Consider the following 16,674-nt stretch of genomic DNA (forward strand, 5'->3'; position numbering starts at 1 on the left):
TTAGTCTTTGTTGATTTGATTTTGAATACGTTTAATTTCGAGCAGCATGAGATCTAAATGTTGTTTATTTAGGGAGTCTACCTGTTTTGTGGACAGTTGGTTGATCGCTGGAACTAAAGCAGTCAGGTAATTTCTGACATAAAGCTGTATGTCGCTACGCTGTGCCTGTGAAATGATATCTGATCCTTGTGCAATTTTGGGATTGATGATCTGATTTACCTTTTCCAGAAAAAAGCGTTGTTGTCCACGTTTGAAAACATTGACGCGAGGGTCACCACCTGGCAGGGTCCATATCGTTCCCCCGATATCGTTTAGATATTCATCAAGTCTGTAGGGATTTTCATTCGTCAGGGATTTCATATAGACATTATAGAGCATTCCCGGGCTCATCAACATATTCAGCATCTGTTCCTGTTGATCGGTGATTTCCTTATTTGCATCTCTTCCGATCAGCTCCTGTATATCTTTGGGATACAGCCACAGGGGTGGGGTTAATACGTTGTCGCTCACATACTGCATGGCAGCTTTTACCTTTTCTCGTGGAATTGCCGCATAGACAGTGCCTTGTTGGCCCCGTACCTTTTTTGTAATCTCCTGACTGCCGATGTTTTTCAATACATGGTAAAGATAACGGTCAAACTGTGCGCGCACTGCTTTATGCATATCCTTTAGATTACTGTAATCATCTCCAGTTTCGGCAGTCCATGCTATTAAATTGGAAACGACTCTTTTCAGATTTTTGATACCATAGCTACTGGCCAACATAGAGTCATCACCGAGATCTTCCTTCTGACTGCGTGGATCCTCTTCGTTTCCTTCACCGCCAAACCACAAGTTGGGGTTCGCCGTCAGGCTGTCCGTCACTTGTTTCGATAGATAAACTCGTTCGTCTTCGTCATTTGAAAATTGTGGAAGATACTGATAGCCCCATTGAATGGCCCATTTGTCGTAGCTGCCGATGCGCGGATATATTCCCGCTAGCCCCACTTGGTCTTCGGGCTGCGCTACATAATTAAAACGTGCATAGTCCATAATGGATACCGTATGGCCATTTTTTTCGACCCATTGCTTGTCGCGCAATTTCTCTACGGGCGTTTGGCTGCTTGCTCCCATATTGTGACGAAGACCCAGGCTATGCCCCAATTCGTGCGACGAGACAAAGCGTATTAATTGGCCCATCACCTCGTCATCCAATTGCATTTTTTGTGCAGCCTTGTTTAGCGGTCCCACTTGCACCATAAACCATTGCTGAACGAGTTTCATCACATTATGATACCAGCCCACATGTGCTTCGATAATCTCGCCACTTCTGGGGTCTGAAATACGGGGACCATAGGCATTCGCTTTTTCAGATGCAAAATAACGGATCACGGAGAATCGAGCGTCCTCCAGGCTCATCGTGGTATCCTGCTCGGGCCATTCTTTGCCCACAATGGCATTTTTAAATCCTGCTTGTTCAAATGCCTTATTCCAGTCATTGATTCCAGCAATCAAATAGGGACGCCATTTTTTTGGCGTTGCTGGATCGATATAATAGACAATCTGCTTTTGAGGCTCTACCAGCTCACCTTTTAAATAGCGTTTTACATCTTTCGCTTTGGGTTCAAGGCGATAGCGCTGTATAAAATTAAGCGTTTGGGACCGTTGATCTTTATCGGTGAAGAGGATATACTTGTTGGCAAAGTAGCCTACCCGGTCATCGTATATCCGTTTTTTCATCGGCTCTCTTGGCAACAGCACCATGGAGGTGTTGGTGGTAAAAGTTAAGGATCCTGTCAACATAGCTGCAGGAGTACCTGATGTTGAGGAATATGTTTTTGTCGTTTTTACTTCCAGGTTGATCGGAAATACCTTCATATCCGTAATAAAAGACCGGTCGTCCGCCAACGATGAAAGCTTATTTTCGCTTTTTATCTTGCTGTCGAAGGAAAGGGCGGCGTTGTCTTTCCGAAAAAGATCGGTTACTTCGATCAAATAATTGTTGCCTCCTGCCTGTAGTCCTTTGATATCAAAAATAGCGACAATCGGGTCCTCCTGCGACTGCATTAACGCTGTACGAATGGCATCGTTTTCCGGAGCGTCCTGCTTATAAACTGCTGCCCGCAGCTGTATCCGGTCACCAAGACCTTTTTCAAAATAGAGGGTCTGCTCATTCAGCTTTTCTCCACCGTACATCGGAAATCCCTGTGGGGCTGAAATCAAGCGGGTTACAGTGAGGAAATAGCGGTTCAACAAACTGTCAGGGATCTCCAGATACCACTTCTTTTCCGACTCGATGACATTGAAAACGCCTGAGCGAGCAATTTTTTGCTTATTTACAATCTTGTTATAAGCTTCATGGAGTTCATTTTTTGATTTTAGCGTATCTGTTTTAACCGCTGTCTTATTCGGGGTCTGCTGTGCTTGAACCATAGCTCCAGACAAGAGAAAGGCGAGGGTACTAAAGATAATTTTGTTTTTCATGTGTTTGTTATAGCATCTATTAAAACGGTACAGCTTCGTCTGTATTTAACCGCAAGTTTGGATTTAACTTCATGACATCCAATGGAAATGGAATAATGTACATTCTGGAGTTTGGTGCCAGTGTGTAGGTCTTTTGTTCGACAGTCTTATTGACAATCGGAAATACACGGACAAGTGTTTTCGCATATTCTTTTTCAAGATTCAAACGTTTCAGATCAAAGAAACGATGGAATCCGATAGGCAGCTCTCGCCGTCGTTCGTTAATGACCAGATCCATGGTTTCCTTTCGTGTAGCAGGGACTGCCAATAAGGCTTTACTCCCTTCGATCCGTGTTTTACGCAAGGCATTCAATAGGCTAATCGCCTTCGCATATTGATCCTGGCGGGCATAACATTCGGCCAGCATCAGATAAATCTCAGGTGTTTTCAATCCTACAGTGGGGAAGAAAAAAGCCGTGTATTTCACGTTGTAGTAACTTGCTCCAGCGCCAATATCCAGAAAACTGGCATTGGTCTTGGTATAAAATAAACTAAAGCGCTTATCCTCCTTATCAAACATGCTTGTCAATTCTGGACTTAAGATATAGCTGTAACCAAAGTTCATCTCGGTATAACCGTTGACATACATGTAGCTTAATACTTCTGGATTATTTTCTGCGGTGATAGGCGTTTTGCTGGGGCCGCCTAACTTTTCATACTGGACCAGGTCAATTAACTGCCCATTCAGCTGCATGGCTTTTTCGGCAGCGGCTTGTGCTTCTGTAATTTCTCTTTTGAAGAGATGTACCTTTGCCTTCAGGGCATATGCAAAGGCCAAGGAGGGATGATAGGGGTTGGTCGGTTTTTCTTGTAGATGAGGTATAGCGTCGTCTATATCTTTTTGGATAAAATCGTATACCTGCTGTACCGTTGATTTTGCTGGCTTCGCTTCCAGATCATATTTATCCATGATACAGACACCGCCGTCCTGGGCTGCTGTACTGGCATCATAAGCTTTTGCATAGACATTGATCAGATGGAAATAATCAAATGCCCGATACATCTTGGCTTCCGCCTTGGCGAGGGTCTTTAATTCATTGTCCCCGGTACTTTCATCAACCAAGGAAATAATCATATTCCACTGTGCAATGTATTTATAGCACTGATTGTAAAAGCTCGATGCGGTGATACGGCTTACCCGATCTTCCTGTTCCTGAAACAGAAAGTTGATGGTATTGATATTGGGCGTCAAACCGATTACATTGGATTCTTTGAGGTACTGATCATCGACCAGATACTGAAAGTTATTGATGGGATACCCTCTATTTGGATAGGCCACCAAATCATAATAATCTTGTGCGGTACTTACCAACTGAGAGCCTTTGGGTGTGATATCAAGGTATTTGTCGCAGGCGGAAAAGAGCATTATAGTCGCAAACGCCGTTGCTAAAGTTTTCAAAGTCATTGTAGATTTCGGTTAAAATGTTAATGAAAGTCCCATCAGGAATGTTTTTGCCAAGGGCAGATAGCGCGTTCCGCTATTGAGCGAATAGGCTTCTGGATCGATATCGTCTCCCGCGGCGCTCCAAGTCCATAGATTGTTCAGCTGCAGGATTAGTTTGACGTTTTGCATCCCCGCTTTATGGGCGAATTGTTTGGGCAATTGATAGCCTACGGCGACATTTCGTAGCTTAATATAGTCCGCTGCAACAATCTGCTCATCACTATAGCGCCATAAGGTCGATAAGGTCCCCGCATAGGTGCGCAGGTTGTCTGGGTAATCGACCAGCAATCTTGGATAATCGTTATCGGCACCTGCTGTCCATCGATTGACCAAACCTGCATTAGTCAGCTCATCACTACCCAGGTCTATGGCATCTTTACGTAATTTATGTCCGCCAGAGAAGACAAACATGGCCGAAAGATCGAATGCTTTATAGCGTAAGCGCTGATTGATAGATCCTGTGTATTTTGGGAAAAGGGTCCCCATATTGACCAGTGCATCCGGAGAGGTGATATCCCTAATGGTTGTCGGCGTTCCACTGGCATCGAAAACGACATTTGATGCACCATTTTGATCTAAGAAATAGGGGTAGCCATTCTCCATGCCAGCATAGCGATAAGCCATAATTGAGTTGTAGCTGCTTCCTTCAAAAAAGTAATTACTTGGTGATCCGACATAGGACTGTGCGGTCGCAGTTAAACCGTTGACTTTCTCGACCTTGTTTTTATTAAAGGAAAATACCAGCTGCGTGCTTGCTGTTAAATCTTTCTTTTTGAGCCATACGCCATTGATGTTAAACTCAATTCCTTTGTTGCGTAATGCACCATTGTTGATCACCCGTGAATTGGCACCTACGGTTGGATCAAGAACAGCGCTGATCAACAAATCGGAGCTATAGCGATTATAGGCATCAATACTAGTGGACAGGCGGTTGTCAAAAATCGAAAAATCTACACCGAAGTTTGTCGTTGTTGTTTTTTCCCAGCGCAGCATGGGGTTTGGTAATGATTTTTGCTCCAGATACTGCAGGTAGGGGAAAAGTTTATCGGATTTCCAAGTAGCCGTACCATAGCTTGAGCTTTCTTGATCCACATTGCCAGTAATACCGTATGTTGCCCGCAGTTTGAGGGAATTCAACCAGTCTTTATTTTTCATAAATTCTTCGTTGCTGACATTCCAGCCTGCTCCGACAGACCATAATGGGCGATACTTAAACTTCGGGTCTACCCCAAAGAGATCGGCCTGATCCACCCGTATGCTTCCAGTGAGGTTAAATCTATTATTATAGGTGTAGCCTGCATTGGCGTAAAGCGAGGTGAAGCGGTGTAAAGTTTCTTTTTGTGCGCCACCATTCAAGTCGCCCAAGCGGACATTGCCCCCATAGATGTAACTGGTGATACCTGTTTTACTCAACGTCGCCCAGTCAATGGTGGTGGAGGTCAATGTGACGGGATTGTACCCCACAAGTAATTGTTGGATAGGGCGCGGTACATGCGACTGACGCATCTCGAAGCCTGCCAGGGCGGTTAGCTGATGCTCACCATATTGCCCGAAAGTATTGTCATAATTAAATTGATTTCGGAAAGTATAGCTGTACCGTTTGTCTTCGTATTGATAGTAACGACCTCCAGCCGGCAAATTCTTTGTATAAACTCCTGTCGCATTATTGTAGCTGACCATCGCATTTGAGGCAACACGCATCATGTAGCTATCTTCGTCGTAGAAGCTTTCACGGGATGCCTGCCCCAATTCATAGGAAAATTGCGTTTGAAAAGAGAGGCCTTTGTAGATAGTGGCGCGCAACGATGTAAATGCGCGAAGATTTAAACTCTTGTTGCTTTCGATGCCTTCGCCTAAGGCTTCAAGGACATTAAAGGCTGTACTTTTTAAATTTCCATTTGCAGCGATCTGTTCGGCAGTCTCGCCGTTTATGGCCGAACCAGGTCCGACAGAACTCGACAAATCAACATACGGTGTATAGACTAAGTTGCCATTTTCATCTTTAATGCGTGCATAACGAGGCTGTAAAAACAGATTATTGTAAACACCATCCGTTTCTTTATTTACGGAATATGTGCCGTTCAATCCGACTGTTGCATTCAACCATTTAGTTAAATTAAAGCCCGACTTCAAATACAGGTTGAATTTCTCGTTTTTATTATTCATTACCTGTCCCTTACCTTTATCATAATTAAAAGAAACAAAGGTGTTGCTCTTCGTTGAATTCTGTGAAATGCTAGCATTATACCGTTGGCGTGTTTCATTTTGCCAGACATTGTCGGTAAACTCCTTGATGTAATCGTTGCTCCGCCAAGTATTGATGGTTGCGTCACGTTCTTCCGTGCTAATTTCACCGACGGACTCTTTCCGGAATAAATCGTACAGGGGTGAGTAATATTTTAAACTGCCACTGCCCAGTTTGCCATAGTAATTAAATAGTGATGTGGTGTTTGCATAACGTGACAGCTCCTTTTTATAGACATCGATCTCATAATCGATCAGATCGGATGTACTTGCATAGTGCATTTTGGCGATATCCGGTTTTTGCGTGATGAATTGATCGACATTAAAGTTCACGGAAACACCTTGCCCTTTTCCTTTTTTTGTAGTTACGACAATAACTCCATTGGCTGCCCTGGCTCCGTAAATCGATGCAGCGGTTGCGTCTTTCAGGACGGTCACAGACTCTACGTCATAGGGGTTGATATCGTTTAGGGTAAGCTCGGTGGGTAAGTCGTCAATGACGATAAGTGGGTTGGTGGTCACATCACTGGAATAGGTCCCGATTCCGCGAAGTACGGGATTGTCTGCAGCAACGCGCGCTGGGTTTTTGATATAGGTCAACCCAGCTACTTGGCCTTCCAGGGCGGAAGCCAAATCGACATTAATCTGTTTGTTTAACTGGTCATTGTTAATCATGGAATAGGCTCCAGGACTACGTTCTTTGCTGATTCGTTGGTAACCTGTTATCATAATTTCGTTGAGCATAGATTCCTTTGCATTCAACATCACTCGGACCGGTCTTGTTACTTGCTCAGGACTGAAACGCACGACTTTTTCATTAAAAGAGACATGCCTAAATGACAATTGGATCTCCGGGCTGGTCACGTTGAGTTCGAAGTCGCCCGCTCCGGAACTCATCGTTTGACTATTGTCCTGTATATTATGAATCGAGACACCGGGAATTGTATTGCCTAGGCTGTCAATTACTTTTCCCCGGACAAGCTGGCTATTGTTCGATAGGGTTTTACGATACAAAATAATCCGTTTATGTTCTAAACGATAACTGAAGGGCTGATCCTTAAATAAAATGGACAACGCATCTTCAACGCTTGATAGTTTGAGGTTGACGCTGATGGGGCGGGCCGCTTTTAATAGATTGGCGTCAAACACAAATTCATAGCCATAGTGATCCGATAGGCTCGTAATCACCTCTTTGACATCGGCATTTTTAAAATTTAACTGTACCTGCTGGGCATGTAGTTCGTAGGGGTCAATCATGCTCATGAAGGCAATTCCTGCGACCAAACTCAAGTATTTCCGCAAAAATACCGGTCGCTTTTGGGTTAGGTAAGACATGGTAGATGAAGGTTAATGTACTATTTAGTTGTTATTTTTTATACGTAGTTTTTAATATGATTTTTTTATTGTTCAATTGAAAATCCAGGCCGCTTGCTTCATTTAAGAGGTGCAGCATTTCCTTTAAGGGGATATTTTTTCGGACCTTCATATAGATCGATTGGTCCGTAGGCAGCGCGATGGTATCGACATCGACGCCATACCATCTGGACAGATCAGATAAGATCACACGGAGCGATTGGTCCCGATAGTCAAAGTAGCCGGCCGTCCAGGCGACAGCTTGCTTTGGAGCTAAATGTTCGATATGTATTCCTTTTTGATCGCTTACGGCTGTCTGCCCTGGGCGAAGTATCATTCTTTCAGCTGTGCCCGATTTGCTTAAAGCGATGCGTCCGGACAGCAGGGATGTTGTAACAAGTCCGTCGCTTGCGTAATTTCGCACGTTAAAGACCGTTCCTAGCACTTCAACTTTTGTGGTACCGGCTGTTACGGTAAAAGGCCTCTGCGCATCATGAGCAACCTCAAAATATCCTTCTCCTTCTAAGGAAACCGCTCTTTTGGCTACATCAAATGGAAGCTGAAACTGTAGGGTAGATGCGGCATTCATGGTAATCTTGGTCCCATCTTCCAAAACAAGCCTAAAGTCCGAATTGGGGGTATAGATCGTTTGCAAGCTTGGATTTTTGCCTATCGCCATTACTTTTACAGTTTGACTGTCAATACGGGAAAATGCAATGTCTCCTATTTGCCATACAGAATCAGTCTTGGGTAAAATGGCAATTTCCTTTCCGGACTTATCTTTAACATACAATGTGGGTGCTGAAGGTGCATTGACATCGGTAGGTTTTGGATCTTGTCCCAAATAAAACCAAGTCGCCAATCCAGCGACAAGTAGGACGGAAGCGGCGGCCCACCATTGTTGTTGAATTTTTAAACGAATAGATTTTTTCTTCGATTCGCTTAATTTATCTTCTAACCGTCCTTTAATTAGTTCGATATGCGAAGCAAAGGGCTGTTCGATTTGATCTTCCTCAAACTCGACTGATGCCAAAGAAGTAAGAGCTTCGAGCTCCTCCTCGCTTGCATGATCGAAATAGTATAGCAACCTATCGAGATCAACGCGATGGATACTTCCGTTTAAATAGCTCTTGTAAATATTTTCTATTTTTTTTGCCATATCTATAAGTTAATACGCAACTTATTAGCAAAAACACTATCGTAATCTTGATTTTTTTAAAAAAAATAGAATGTAACAAGAATTAACAGAATCTCATCATAATGGTCCTGTACAAATTGGCGAATATGTTGATTTGATTTGACCATCGCGTTGCTTACCGTGGATACAGAAATATTCAATTTTTGGGCAACTTCCTCGTAGCTTTTTTGCTCTAATTTACATAAGACAAATATTTCTTTTCTACGCTCGCTTAAGGTATTGAGTGCTCTTTCTAACAATTCGGCTTGTTTTTCATGCATATCGCTTTCTGTTTCCATGAGGTAGAGCTGCTCGAAATGTTGGTATAGGTTTTCCTGCATTGCGGTTTCTTTCACTAATTTTCTATACCAAGAAATAACATCATTTTTAGCTATGGTAAAAATCCAGGACTTAAAGCTCCGATTTGGATCTATGGTAGACCTTTTTTGCCAGACTTTTAGGAATACATCTTGCACGATCTCTTCGCTGACCTGTCTATCTTTAACCATTCGAAAGATAGTGGAAAATAAGGCGTGGCTATACTGGTCATATAAAGCAAAAAAAGACTGTTCGTTTCCATTGGAGAGCGAAATTAATAGCTTATTTTCTGCAGTAGCGTCCATTGTAGAGTTTCAAAAGGGCAGATAGTATGCTGTTTAAGCACCTAACAAGTGGACAAATTTACAAATTTTCAATTTAATATTGACTTCTATAATTTCAAGCGAACGCGCTGGTAGATCGAGAACACAGCAATACCTCTTACAGGTCAGAGTCAAACCTAGCACAATTTAGATTTCGGGCTTCTTACCTAATTTTCAAAATCAATTTAGCAATTAGGCGGGTAATTTTTGTGCTTTATTCGATTTAAAAGCTGAAATATTGTCGTTTAAAGAAAAAACAATTGCAAAACCTTGTTAATAATTGGTAATTCTTTGTTTCGGTAACGCTCTCGGTAATTTATTGGCGCTTTTTGAATGATTTAAATAGTGTTTTGGGTATTTTAGATCATCAGGATTGGTATATAACCGAAATTAATACTTAAAGTTATGGAAAAACAAGATTTATATTACAAAAAAGCTGGTTTGGCTCTTTTATTTTTGTTGATGAGTTGTATGTATTTGTCGGCTCAGGAATTTAGTGGGAACGTCACCTCCAAACTTGATGGGAAGCCATTGCCCGACGCGACTGTAAAAGTGAATAATAAGACGGTAAAATCGAATGAAAAAGGTCAATTTAAAATTGATGTGAAATCAGGCGATATCGTGGAGGTTTCTTTGGTCGGTTATGAAACGCTTAAATACAAATTGACAAAGGTAGGGTTCTTTACAGTTGAACTTCAGCCCAAAGAGGGGCTATTGGATGAGGTCGTTGTAACAGCTTTGGGTATAAAACGAGAAGCCAAAGGCTTAACGTATTCTACGCAAAAAGTTTCTGTTGAGTCTGTAAGTAGTATACGCGATAATAGTGGAAACTTTGTGAGTGCTCTATCCGGGAAAGTGGCCGGAGCAGTTATAAATACAACTTCTGGTGGACCGGGATCTTCTGCAAGGATTGTTTTAAGGGGGAATAAATCAATTACGGGCAATAATAACGCTTTAATTGTGATCGATGGAATCGTATTTGATAATTCGTCAGCAACACAATCCGCTGCTCCTTATTCAAATGTGTACTCAAGTAGTGATGGTGGAGCAAATATTAATCCAGAGGATATTGAAAGTATCAATGTCCTAAAGGGGCCTTCTGCTGCTGCGTTATATGGTAGCCGTGCTGTAAATGGGGCGATTATTATCACAACGAAAACAGGTACTGCAGGCAGTTGGAAATTAGATCTGAATACAACGCACAGCATGGAATCTGCTTCTTATATCCCATCTTTCCAAAATACTTATGGGAGAGGAAATGGTGGTATTAGAGGTGAGAATGCAGTGGATAGTTGGGGGGAAAAATCAACAGGCTATCCTGATAATGTGAAAGATTTTTTTAAATCGGCCTATTCTAATAATAATTCCCTGAGTGCTTCTGGTGGTACTGATAAAGTAGCTTCATTTTTCTCAGTCAATAATAGTAGAATCGGTGGGATTATTCCAAATAATCATATGACTAAGAATGGTGTGGATTTAAGAATTAATACCGAGTTGATTAAGAATTTAAAAACGGATCTGAAACTTAGTTACTTAGATCAAAATATCAAAAATAAACAGCGTCTATCGGCCAATGGAGTGTTAGCTACGTTATATACAATGCCAAGAGATATGTCTGATGATGATCTAAACAATTACGAGGTTTTTAATCAGAGTACAGGGATTTCGGAGAGCTTATTTTGGAGTACGAATGTAAATAATGATAATCCGTTATGGACAGTAAATCGTACATCGGTTAATGAAAGACGTAAGCGCACAAATGGAATAGGATCGGTTTCTTATCAATTTTTCCCCTGGATAAATTTCATGACAAGATTCAGCTTTGATACTTACAATGAAACTACAGATGGATCATTTAATGCAACAACAAAATCAAATGGCTCAATAAGAGCGGGCGGGATGTATTACTTGACGGAATCGAAATATAGTAATACGAATTTGGATCTTTTGTTAACCGGCGGGAGCGATTTGGGAAATGAAAACTTCCATATTGATTATGTATTGGGATCAAGTTTCTTGAATAGAAAATTCAATATGCATACCGATGAAGCAAATGGGTTGGTGATCCCAAATAGATTTTCTTTAGCATTTGCTACAACTCCTGCCTACAATAATCTATTGTCTTATAATCGTCAATTGAATTCTGTTTTTGGAAGTGTAAATTTAATGATGTGGAAAGCATTATATTTAGACATAACAGGCAGAAATGACTGGTCATCGACCTTGCCTAGTCCGCATAGCTACTTCTATCCATCTGCTGGATTGTCTGTAATCTTAAATGAAGTGGTTTCTTTACCGAGTTGGATAAGCTTAGGGAAAATTAGAACTTCCTATACAAAAGTGGGAAATGATGCGGATCCAAACTTGCTGAATCAAACATATTACTATGTGAAGTCCGCTGGAGATGGCTCAATCAATAGAAATGCTACGCAAAATATTTCGAATTTAAAACCCGAACAAACGTTGTCTTTTGAATCAGGTTTCGACTTACAAATGTTTAATAATCGAGTGAATCTAAATGGTACTTACTACAAAACGAACTCAAAAAATCAGTTGATGTACTTAACGGTGCCATATGCGACGGGCTATCAAACCAAATATGTTAATGCCGGTAATATCCAAAATCAGGGATTTGAACTTCAACTACAGACTACCCCGGTGAAAACTGATGATTTTACATGGAACTCAAATTTCAACTTTGCTAGAAACATAAGTAAAGTGGTGAGTCTTAATGATCAGGTTTCATCTATAAATATTAGTGAAAGTATTGCCTATGCTTCGGTTGTCGTAGCCAAGGGAGGGGCCTATGGTGATCTGTATAGTTATACTTGGAAAAAGGATCCGAATACTGACAAATATATCGTTGATGCGCAAGGATTGCCTGTTGTTGAAACAGGAAAAAAGATTGGCAATTATAATCCATCCTCTACTTTGGGCTGGTCAAATTCTTTTAAATACAAACACTTCGGACTGAATATTAATATCGATGGACGAATAGGCGGAGAAATGGTTTCGGGTACGGCAGCTATGCTAGCAGATTATGGTGTAGCGGATTTTACCGAAAAGTTTAGAGAGGGTGGTTTAGTTTTGGATGCGGTTGATGTCTCGGGAAATCCCAATACAAAAGCTGTAAATGCTGAAACATTTTGGACCAAAGTGGCAGCTGGTGGTATTTATCCATATGGCCAGTTTTTTACCTTTGATATGACCAATTTTAGAATTAGAAATATTGGGGCATCTTACGATGTACCAACAAAGATGATGCATGGTATTAAAGCTTTACAATTCAATTTCTCCGTAAATAATGTACTTTTCTTATACAAAGGTAAATCCATCTTAGATATCCCGGGATTAGGCAAGATTGCTAATCCTGTGGATCCGGAATCTTCCATTGGTTCGGGCAACTTTCAAGGGGTTGAAGCGGGTGTGTTGCCTTTATCAAGAACCTTTACACTTGGCCTAAAAGCTTCGTTTTAATCAGTATAGTTTCTAACAATTAATTTGATGAATTATGAAAACCAATATGAAAAAATATTTATTTATCCTGTTGTCTTGGATGCTTTTGGGAAGCTGTACAAAAGATTTTAGTACGAAAAATTCGGATTTAAATGGAATTACTACAATAAGTAAGGCTGAAATTCCCTATTTGTTTACAAAAGCGATCAGCTCAGCGGGAATAAATCATTCGTATTATGAAACGACACAAAATTATTTTGCGGATATCTATTCTCAATATTTTGCGAAAAGTGTCACAACAGAACGCTATAATGTCAATACGGCTTATACCGCAAGGATGTTTTTAGTAAGTTATGTGCATGTAGGAGCGCACTTAAAGACAATTATGGATAACGTAACTGAAGATTCTCCTGAATATGCAATGGCCAATGTGGTTTGGGTATTTACCTTTCATCGCCTGACAGATGCTATTGGTCCGATACCTTATTTTAATGCGTTAAAAGACGGCGAGTATACTTCGGTACCTTATGATTCTATGGATGCTATATATGCTGATTTTTTTGTGCGATTAAATAAAGCAATATCCATTTTAAAGACGGCAGATACCAAAATCCCTATAATGGCAAATGGCGATGTTATTTATGATGGAAATGTGGCAAAGTGGTTGAAATTGGCAAATACTTTAAAATTGCGATTGGCCCTCCGTATTTCAAATATAGACCCTAGTAATGCAAAAAAATATGCTGAGGAGGCTGTTGGGGCCGGTGTGATTGAGAATAATGAGGATAATGCGTCAATAGAAAAAGTCAATACGGCTAGTGATTTTAATGGTTTAGCACAAATTGCAAGTTGGTATGCAGGATCTATGAGTTCAACTATGAAGTCCTATCTCGTGGGCTATAACGACCCTAGACTTTCTATATATTTTCAAAAAAATATCACAACTGGAACTTTTAAAAGCCGACGAAATGGTATGCTGGCTTCGGATTTAAATTTGGCAACTAATGCCTCAACACTCCAATCGAATGTGGGACCGTATTGGATTAACTATACTTCGGCGAGTAATTATATCCAAAATTTGAATGCGCGTCAACATTTAATATGTTCGGCTGAAGCCGCATTTCTACGTGCAGAGGGAGCTCTTAATGGTTGGTCAATGGGAGCAACAGCAAAGGAGTTGTATGAAAAAGGAATCAAACAAAGCTTAAACCAATGGGGAGTAATAGACGAATCAGTCATTAATGCCTATGTAAATTCTTCCTATAAACCTGCGGCTCCTGAAGATTATTATAACTCCCCAGCAGTGTCTACGACCACAATTAAATTTGCAAGCTCGGTATCCGAGCAAAGAAAGCAAGTCGGCACGCAAAAATGGTTAGCTATTTTTCCGGATGGATGGGAGGCCTGGGCTGAATTTAGAAGAACCGGTTACCCAGACCTCTATAATTTAATAGCCTCGGACAATGCCGACTTACCCGTAGGAACCTTCATCAAGAGATTAAATTTTCCGAATACCGAATATACCAGCAATGCCGCGGGGGTAGAATCTGGTATTGCTTTACTGGGTGGGGCCGATAAAGCATCAACTCGACTTTGGTGGGATGTGGATTGATGCTGGACTTTAAATATATTATAATGGACTTAAATAGTAATGGTCATGAAGAATAATTCAAGTAGAAGAGGTTTTTTGAAAATGTCGGGTCTTATAGGGCTGTCTGTTATTTCTAAACCGGTATTGTTTGCCAAGCAAGTGGAGCAAGCAAAGTATGAGACTTACCTTGATGAGATTGAAAAAGCTTCTCTTAAAGAATATAAACCAATTTTTAACATGAGTGGCTATCGCGCACCAAAATTGGATAACGTTCGTATAGGTTTTATTGGTGTAGGAAAAAGAGGAACTGCGGCTGTTCAACGTGTGAGTCAAATTGAAGGCGTCGTTGTACGTGGGATCTGTGATATTCGGGAAGAATCTGCAGTCAATGCAAAAGCAAAAATTGCCGGAAATAATGCCGTTGATGTAAAATTGTATTATGGTAAGCAAGATTCGTGGAAAGAATTATGTGATCGAGAGGATGTAGACTTGATATATATCTGCACGGACTGGCATCTGCACACGGATATAGCAGTCTATGCTATGGAAAAAGGGAAACATGTGGCTGTTGAGGTGCCTGCTGCTCGGACGATAGACGAATGTTGGCGATTGGTGACCACTTCTGAGAAGACAAAAAGGCATTGTGTCATGCTCGAAAATTGTTGTTATGATTTTTTCGAACTGTTGACCTTAAATATGGCTAGAAATGACTTCTTCGGTGAAATAATTCATTGTGAAGGGGCTTATATTCATGATCTGTTGGACAGCCTTTTTGATAAAAATGCACGCTATGATTATTGGCGATTGCGAGAGAATGCTGTGCATAATGGGAATTTATACCCTACGCATGGGATTGGTCCCATTAGTCAAATCTTAAAGATTAATCGTGGTAATAAGATGGAATATATGACCGCGATGGCGAGTAAAGATTTTTTGCTCGGGAAGAAAAATCAGGAAATGGCACTGAATGATCCATTTTTCAAACAATTTAATGGTAAGAAATTTAGAGGTAACATCAATTCTTCTAATATCATGACCGCTTCGGGCAGTACGATTCTTTTACAGCATGACGTGAGCTCACCACGCCCTTATTCGAGGTTGCATGTTGTCAGTGGTACAAAAGCCTTTGCACAAAAATATCCATTGCCAGCAAAAATTGCGACTGGTCATGAGGGGTTTATTGATGATCAAACGTTCAAAGCCCTAGAAGAGAAATATACACCAGGAATTGTGAAAAAAATCGGTGATATGGCCAAACTTGTGGGGGGACACGGTGGAATGGATTATATCATGGACTGGCGATTAATTGATTGTTTGCGCAATGGATTACCTGTTGATATGGATGTATATGATGCCGCCTCTTGGTCTGTTATTGGGCCGCTAAGTGAATGGTCGATAGCGAATGGTTCCCAGCCAATAAAAGTTCCCGATTTTACGATGGGGAGATGGAAAAATAATAATGTACATGATATTAATCTCGAATCATAGATCAAATAGTAGTAATAAATATGTTAAAAATTAATAGTTACAATAGTAGAAAGGAAATGGGGGAGGCCGCAGGTTTATTGGGCGCCACATCGATTAAAGAGGCAATTGCTAAAAATGGCGAGGCCAATATTATTTTAGCAACGGGGCAGAGTCAATTTGAAACAATTGAAGCGCTACTCCAAGATAAGGATATTGATTGGTCAAAGATTAGAGTGTTTCATTTGGATGAATATATTGACCTATCTGAAAATCATCCGGCCAGTTTTAGAAAATATCTCAAGGAACGATTTTTGGATAAAATAACAGCTATTCAGGAAGCTATATTAATCAATGGTGAGAACGATGTAGAGGCGGAACTGAAAAGGATATCGGAGAAAATTGCCGCGTATCAGATCGATGTCGCTTTTGTTGGAATTGGTGAAAATGGGCACCTTGCTTTCAATGATCCTCCAGCTGATTTTAACACCAAGCAACCTTATCTTCGGGTGGATTTGGATAAAGAATGTCGGCTTCAACAATTGGGAGAAGGTTGGTTTAATTCCTTGGATGAAGTGCCTAAACAAGCGATTAGTATGTCTGTCTATCAAATTTTGCAATCAGCTAAAATAGTATGTACTGTGCCTGATGAACGTAAAGCATTAGCTGTTAAAAATTGTATTGAAGGAGAAATATCAAATCTCCATCCTGCAAGTATATTGCAAAGTCATGATGATTGTCATGTTTTTTTAGACAGTCATTCGGCGAGTTTGTTAGTTGATAGCAAGCGATAATTAGATAA

Annotated in this window: 9 protein-coding genes; 4 read left to right on the plus strand and 5 right to left on the minus strand. The window is 40.8% G+C overall.

From position 1 onward, the window contains the following. The 5 genes from B2O97_RS19900 to B2O97_RS19920 are packed head-to-tail and all read right to left on the minus strand — an operon-like array spanning position 1 to position 9,343. Positions 1 to 2,463: a zinc-dependent metalloprotease gene (locus tag B2O97_RS19900; protein WP_286767986.1), complete on the minus strand. Its 2,463-nt coding sequence runs from the start codon at positions 2,461 to 2,463 to the stop codon at positions 1 to 3. Between the two features lie 19 nt (positions 2,464 to 2,482). Further along, positions 2,483 to 3,907 (minus strand): RagB/SusD family nutrient uptake outer membrane protein, encoded by a 1,425-nt coding sequence (locus tag B2O97_RS19905; protein WP_286767987.1) that lies wholly within the window; start codon positions 3,905 to 3,907, stop codon positions 2,483 to 2,485. Positions 3,908 to 3,919: 12 nt separating this feature from the next. Continuing rightward, the gene (locus B2O97_RS19910) at positions 3,920 to 7,525 is read right to left on the minus strand and encodes a SusC/RagA family TonB-linked outer membrane protein (RefSeq protein ID WP_286767988.1); all 3,606 of its coding nucleotides are present in this window, start codon (positions 7,523 to 7,525) and stop codon (positions 3,920 to 3,922) included. Between the two features lie 31 nt (positions 7,526 to 7,556). Further along, on the minus strand, positions 7,557 to 8,702 hold the full coding sequence (locus B2O97_RS19915; RefSeq protein ID WP_286767989.1) for a FecR family protein: 1,146 nt from the start codon (positions 8,700 to 8,702) through the stop codon (positions 7,557 to 7,559). 56 nt (positions 8,703 to 8,758) lie between these two features. Then, positions 8,759 to 9,343, minus strand: coding sequence for an RNA polymerase sigma factor (locus tag B2O97_RS19920; protein WP_286767990.1), 585 nt, complete (start codon positions 9,341 to 9,343; stop codon positions 8,759 to 8,761). A gap of 423 nt (positions 9,344 to 9,766) precedes the next feature. On the opposite strand from B2O97_RS19920, the gene B2O97_RS19925 reads away from it, so the two are divergent. Genes B2O97_RS19925 through B2O97_RS19940 form a run of 4 tightly spaced genes read left to right on the plus strand, consistent with a single transcriptional unit; the run spans position 9,767 to position 16,666 of the window. Next, positions 9,767 to 12,838, plus strand: coding sequence for a SusC/RagA family TonB-linked outer membrane protein (locus B2O97_RS19925; RefSeq protein ID WP_286767991.1), 3,072 nt, complete (start codon positions 9,767 to 9,769; stop codon positions 12,836 to 12,838). Positions 12,839 to 12,884: 46 nt separating this feature from the next. Next, on the plus strand, positions 12,885 to 14,429 hold the full coding sequence (locus tag B2O97_RS19930) for a SusD/RagB family nutrient-binding outer membrane lipoprotein (protein ID WP_286767992.1): 1,545 nt from the start codon (positions 12,885 to 12,887) through the stop codon (positions 14,427 to 14,429). A 45-nt stretch (positions 14,430 to 14,474) separates the two neighbouring features. Beyond that, positions 14,475 to 15,896: a Gfo/Idh/MocA family protein gene (locus B2O97_RS19935; protein WP_286767993.1), complete on the plus strand. Its 1,422-nt coding sequence runs from the start codon at positions 14,475 to 14,477 to the stop codon at positions 15,894 to 15,896. A 20-nt stretch (positions 15,897 to 15,916) separates the two neighbouring features. Beyond that, positions 15,917 to 16,666, plus strand: a complete 750-nt coding sequence (locus B2O97_RS19940; RefSeq protein ID WP_286767994.1) for a glucosamine-6-phosphate deaminase — start codon at positions 15,917 to 15,919, stop codon at positions 16,664 to 16,666. The last annotated feature ends 8 nt before the right edge of the window (positions 16,667 to 16,674 follow it).

This window comes from Sphingobacterium sp. UBA865 (assembly GCF_002295765.1).
Classification (GTDB): domain Bacteria; phylum Bacteroidota; class Bacteroidia; order Sphingobacteriales; family Sphingobacteriaceae; genus Sphingobacterium; species Sphingobacterium multivorum.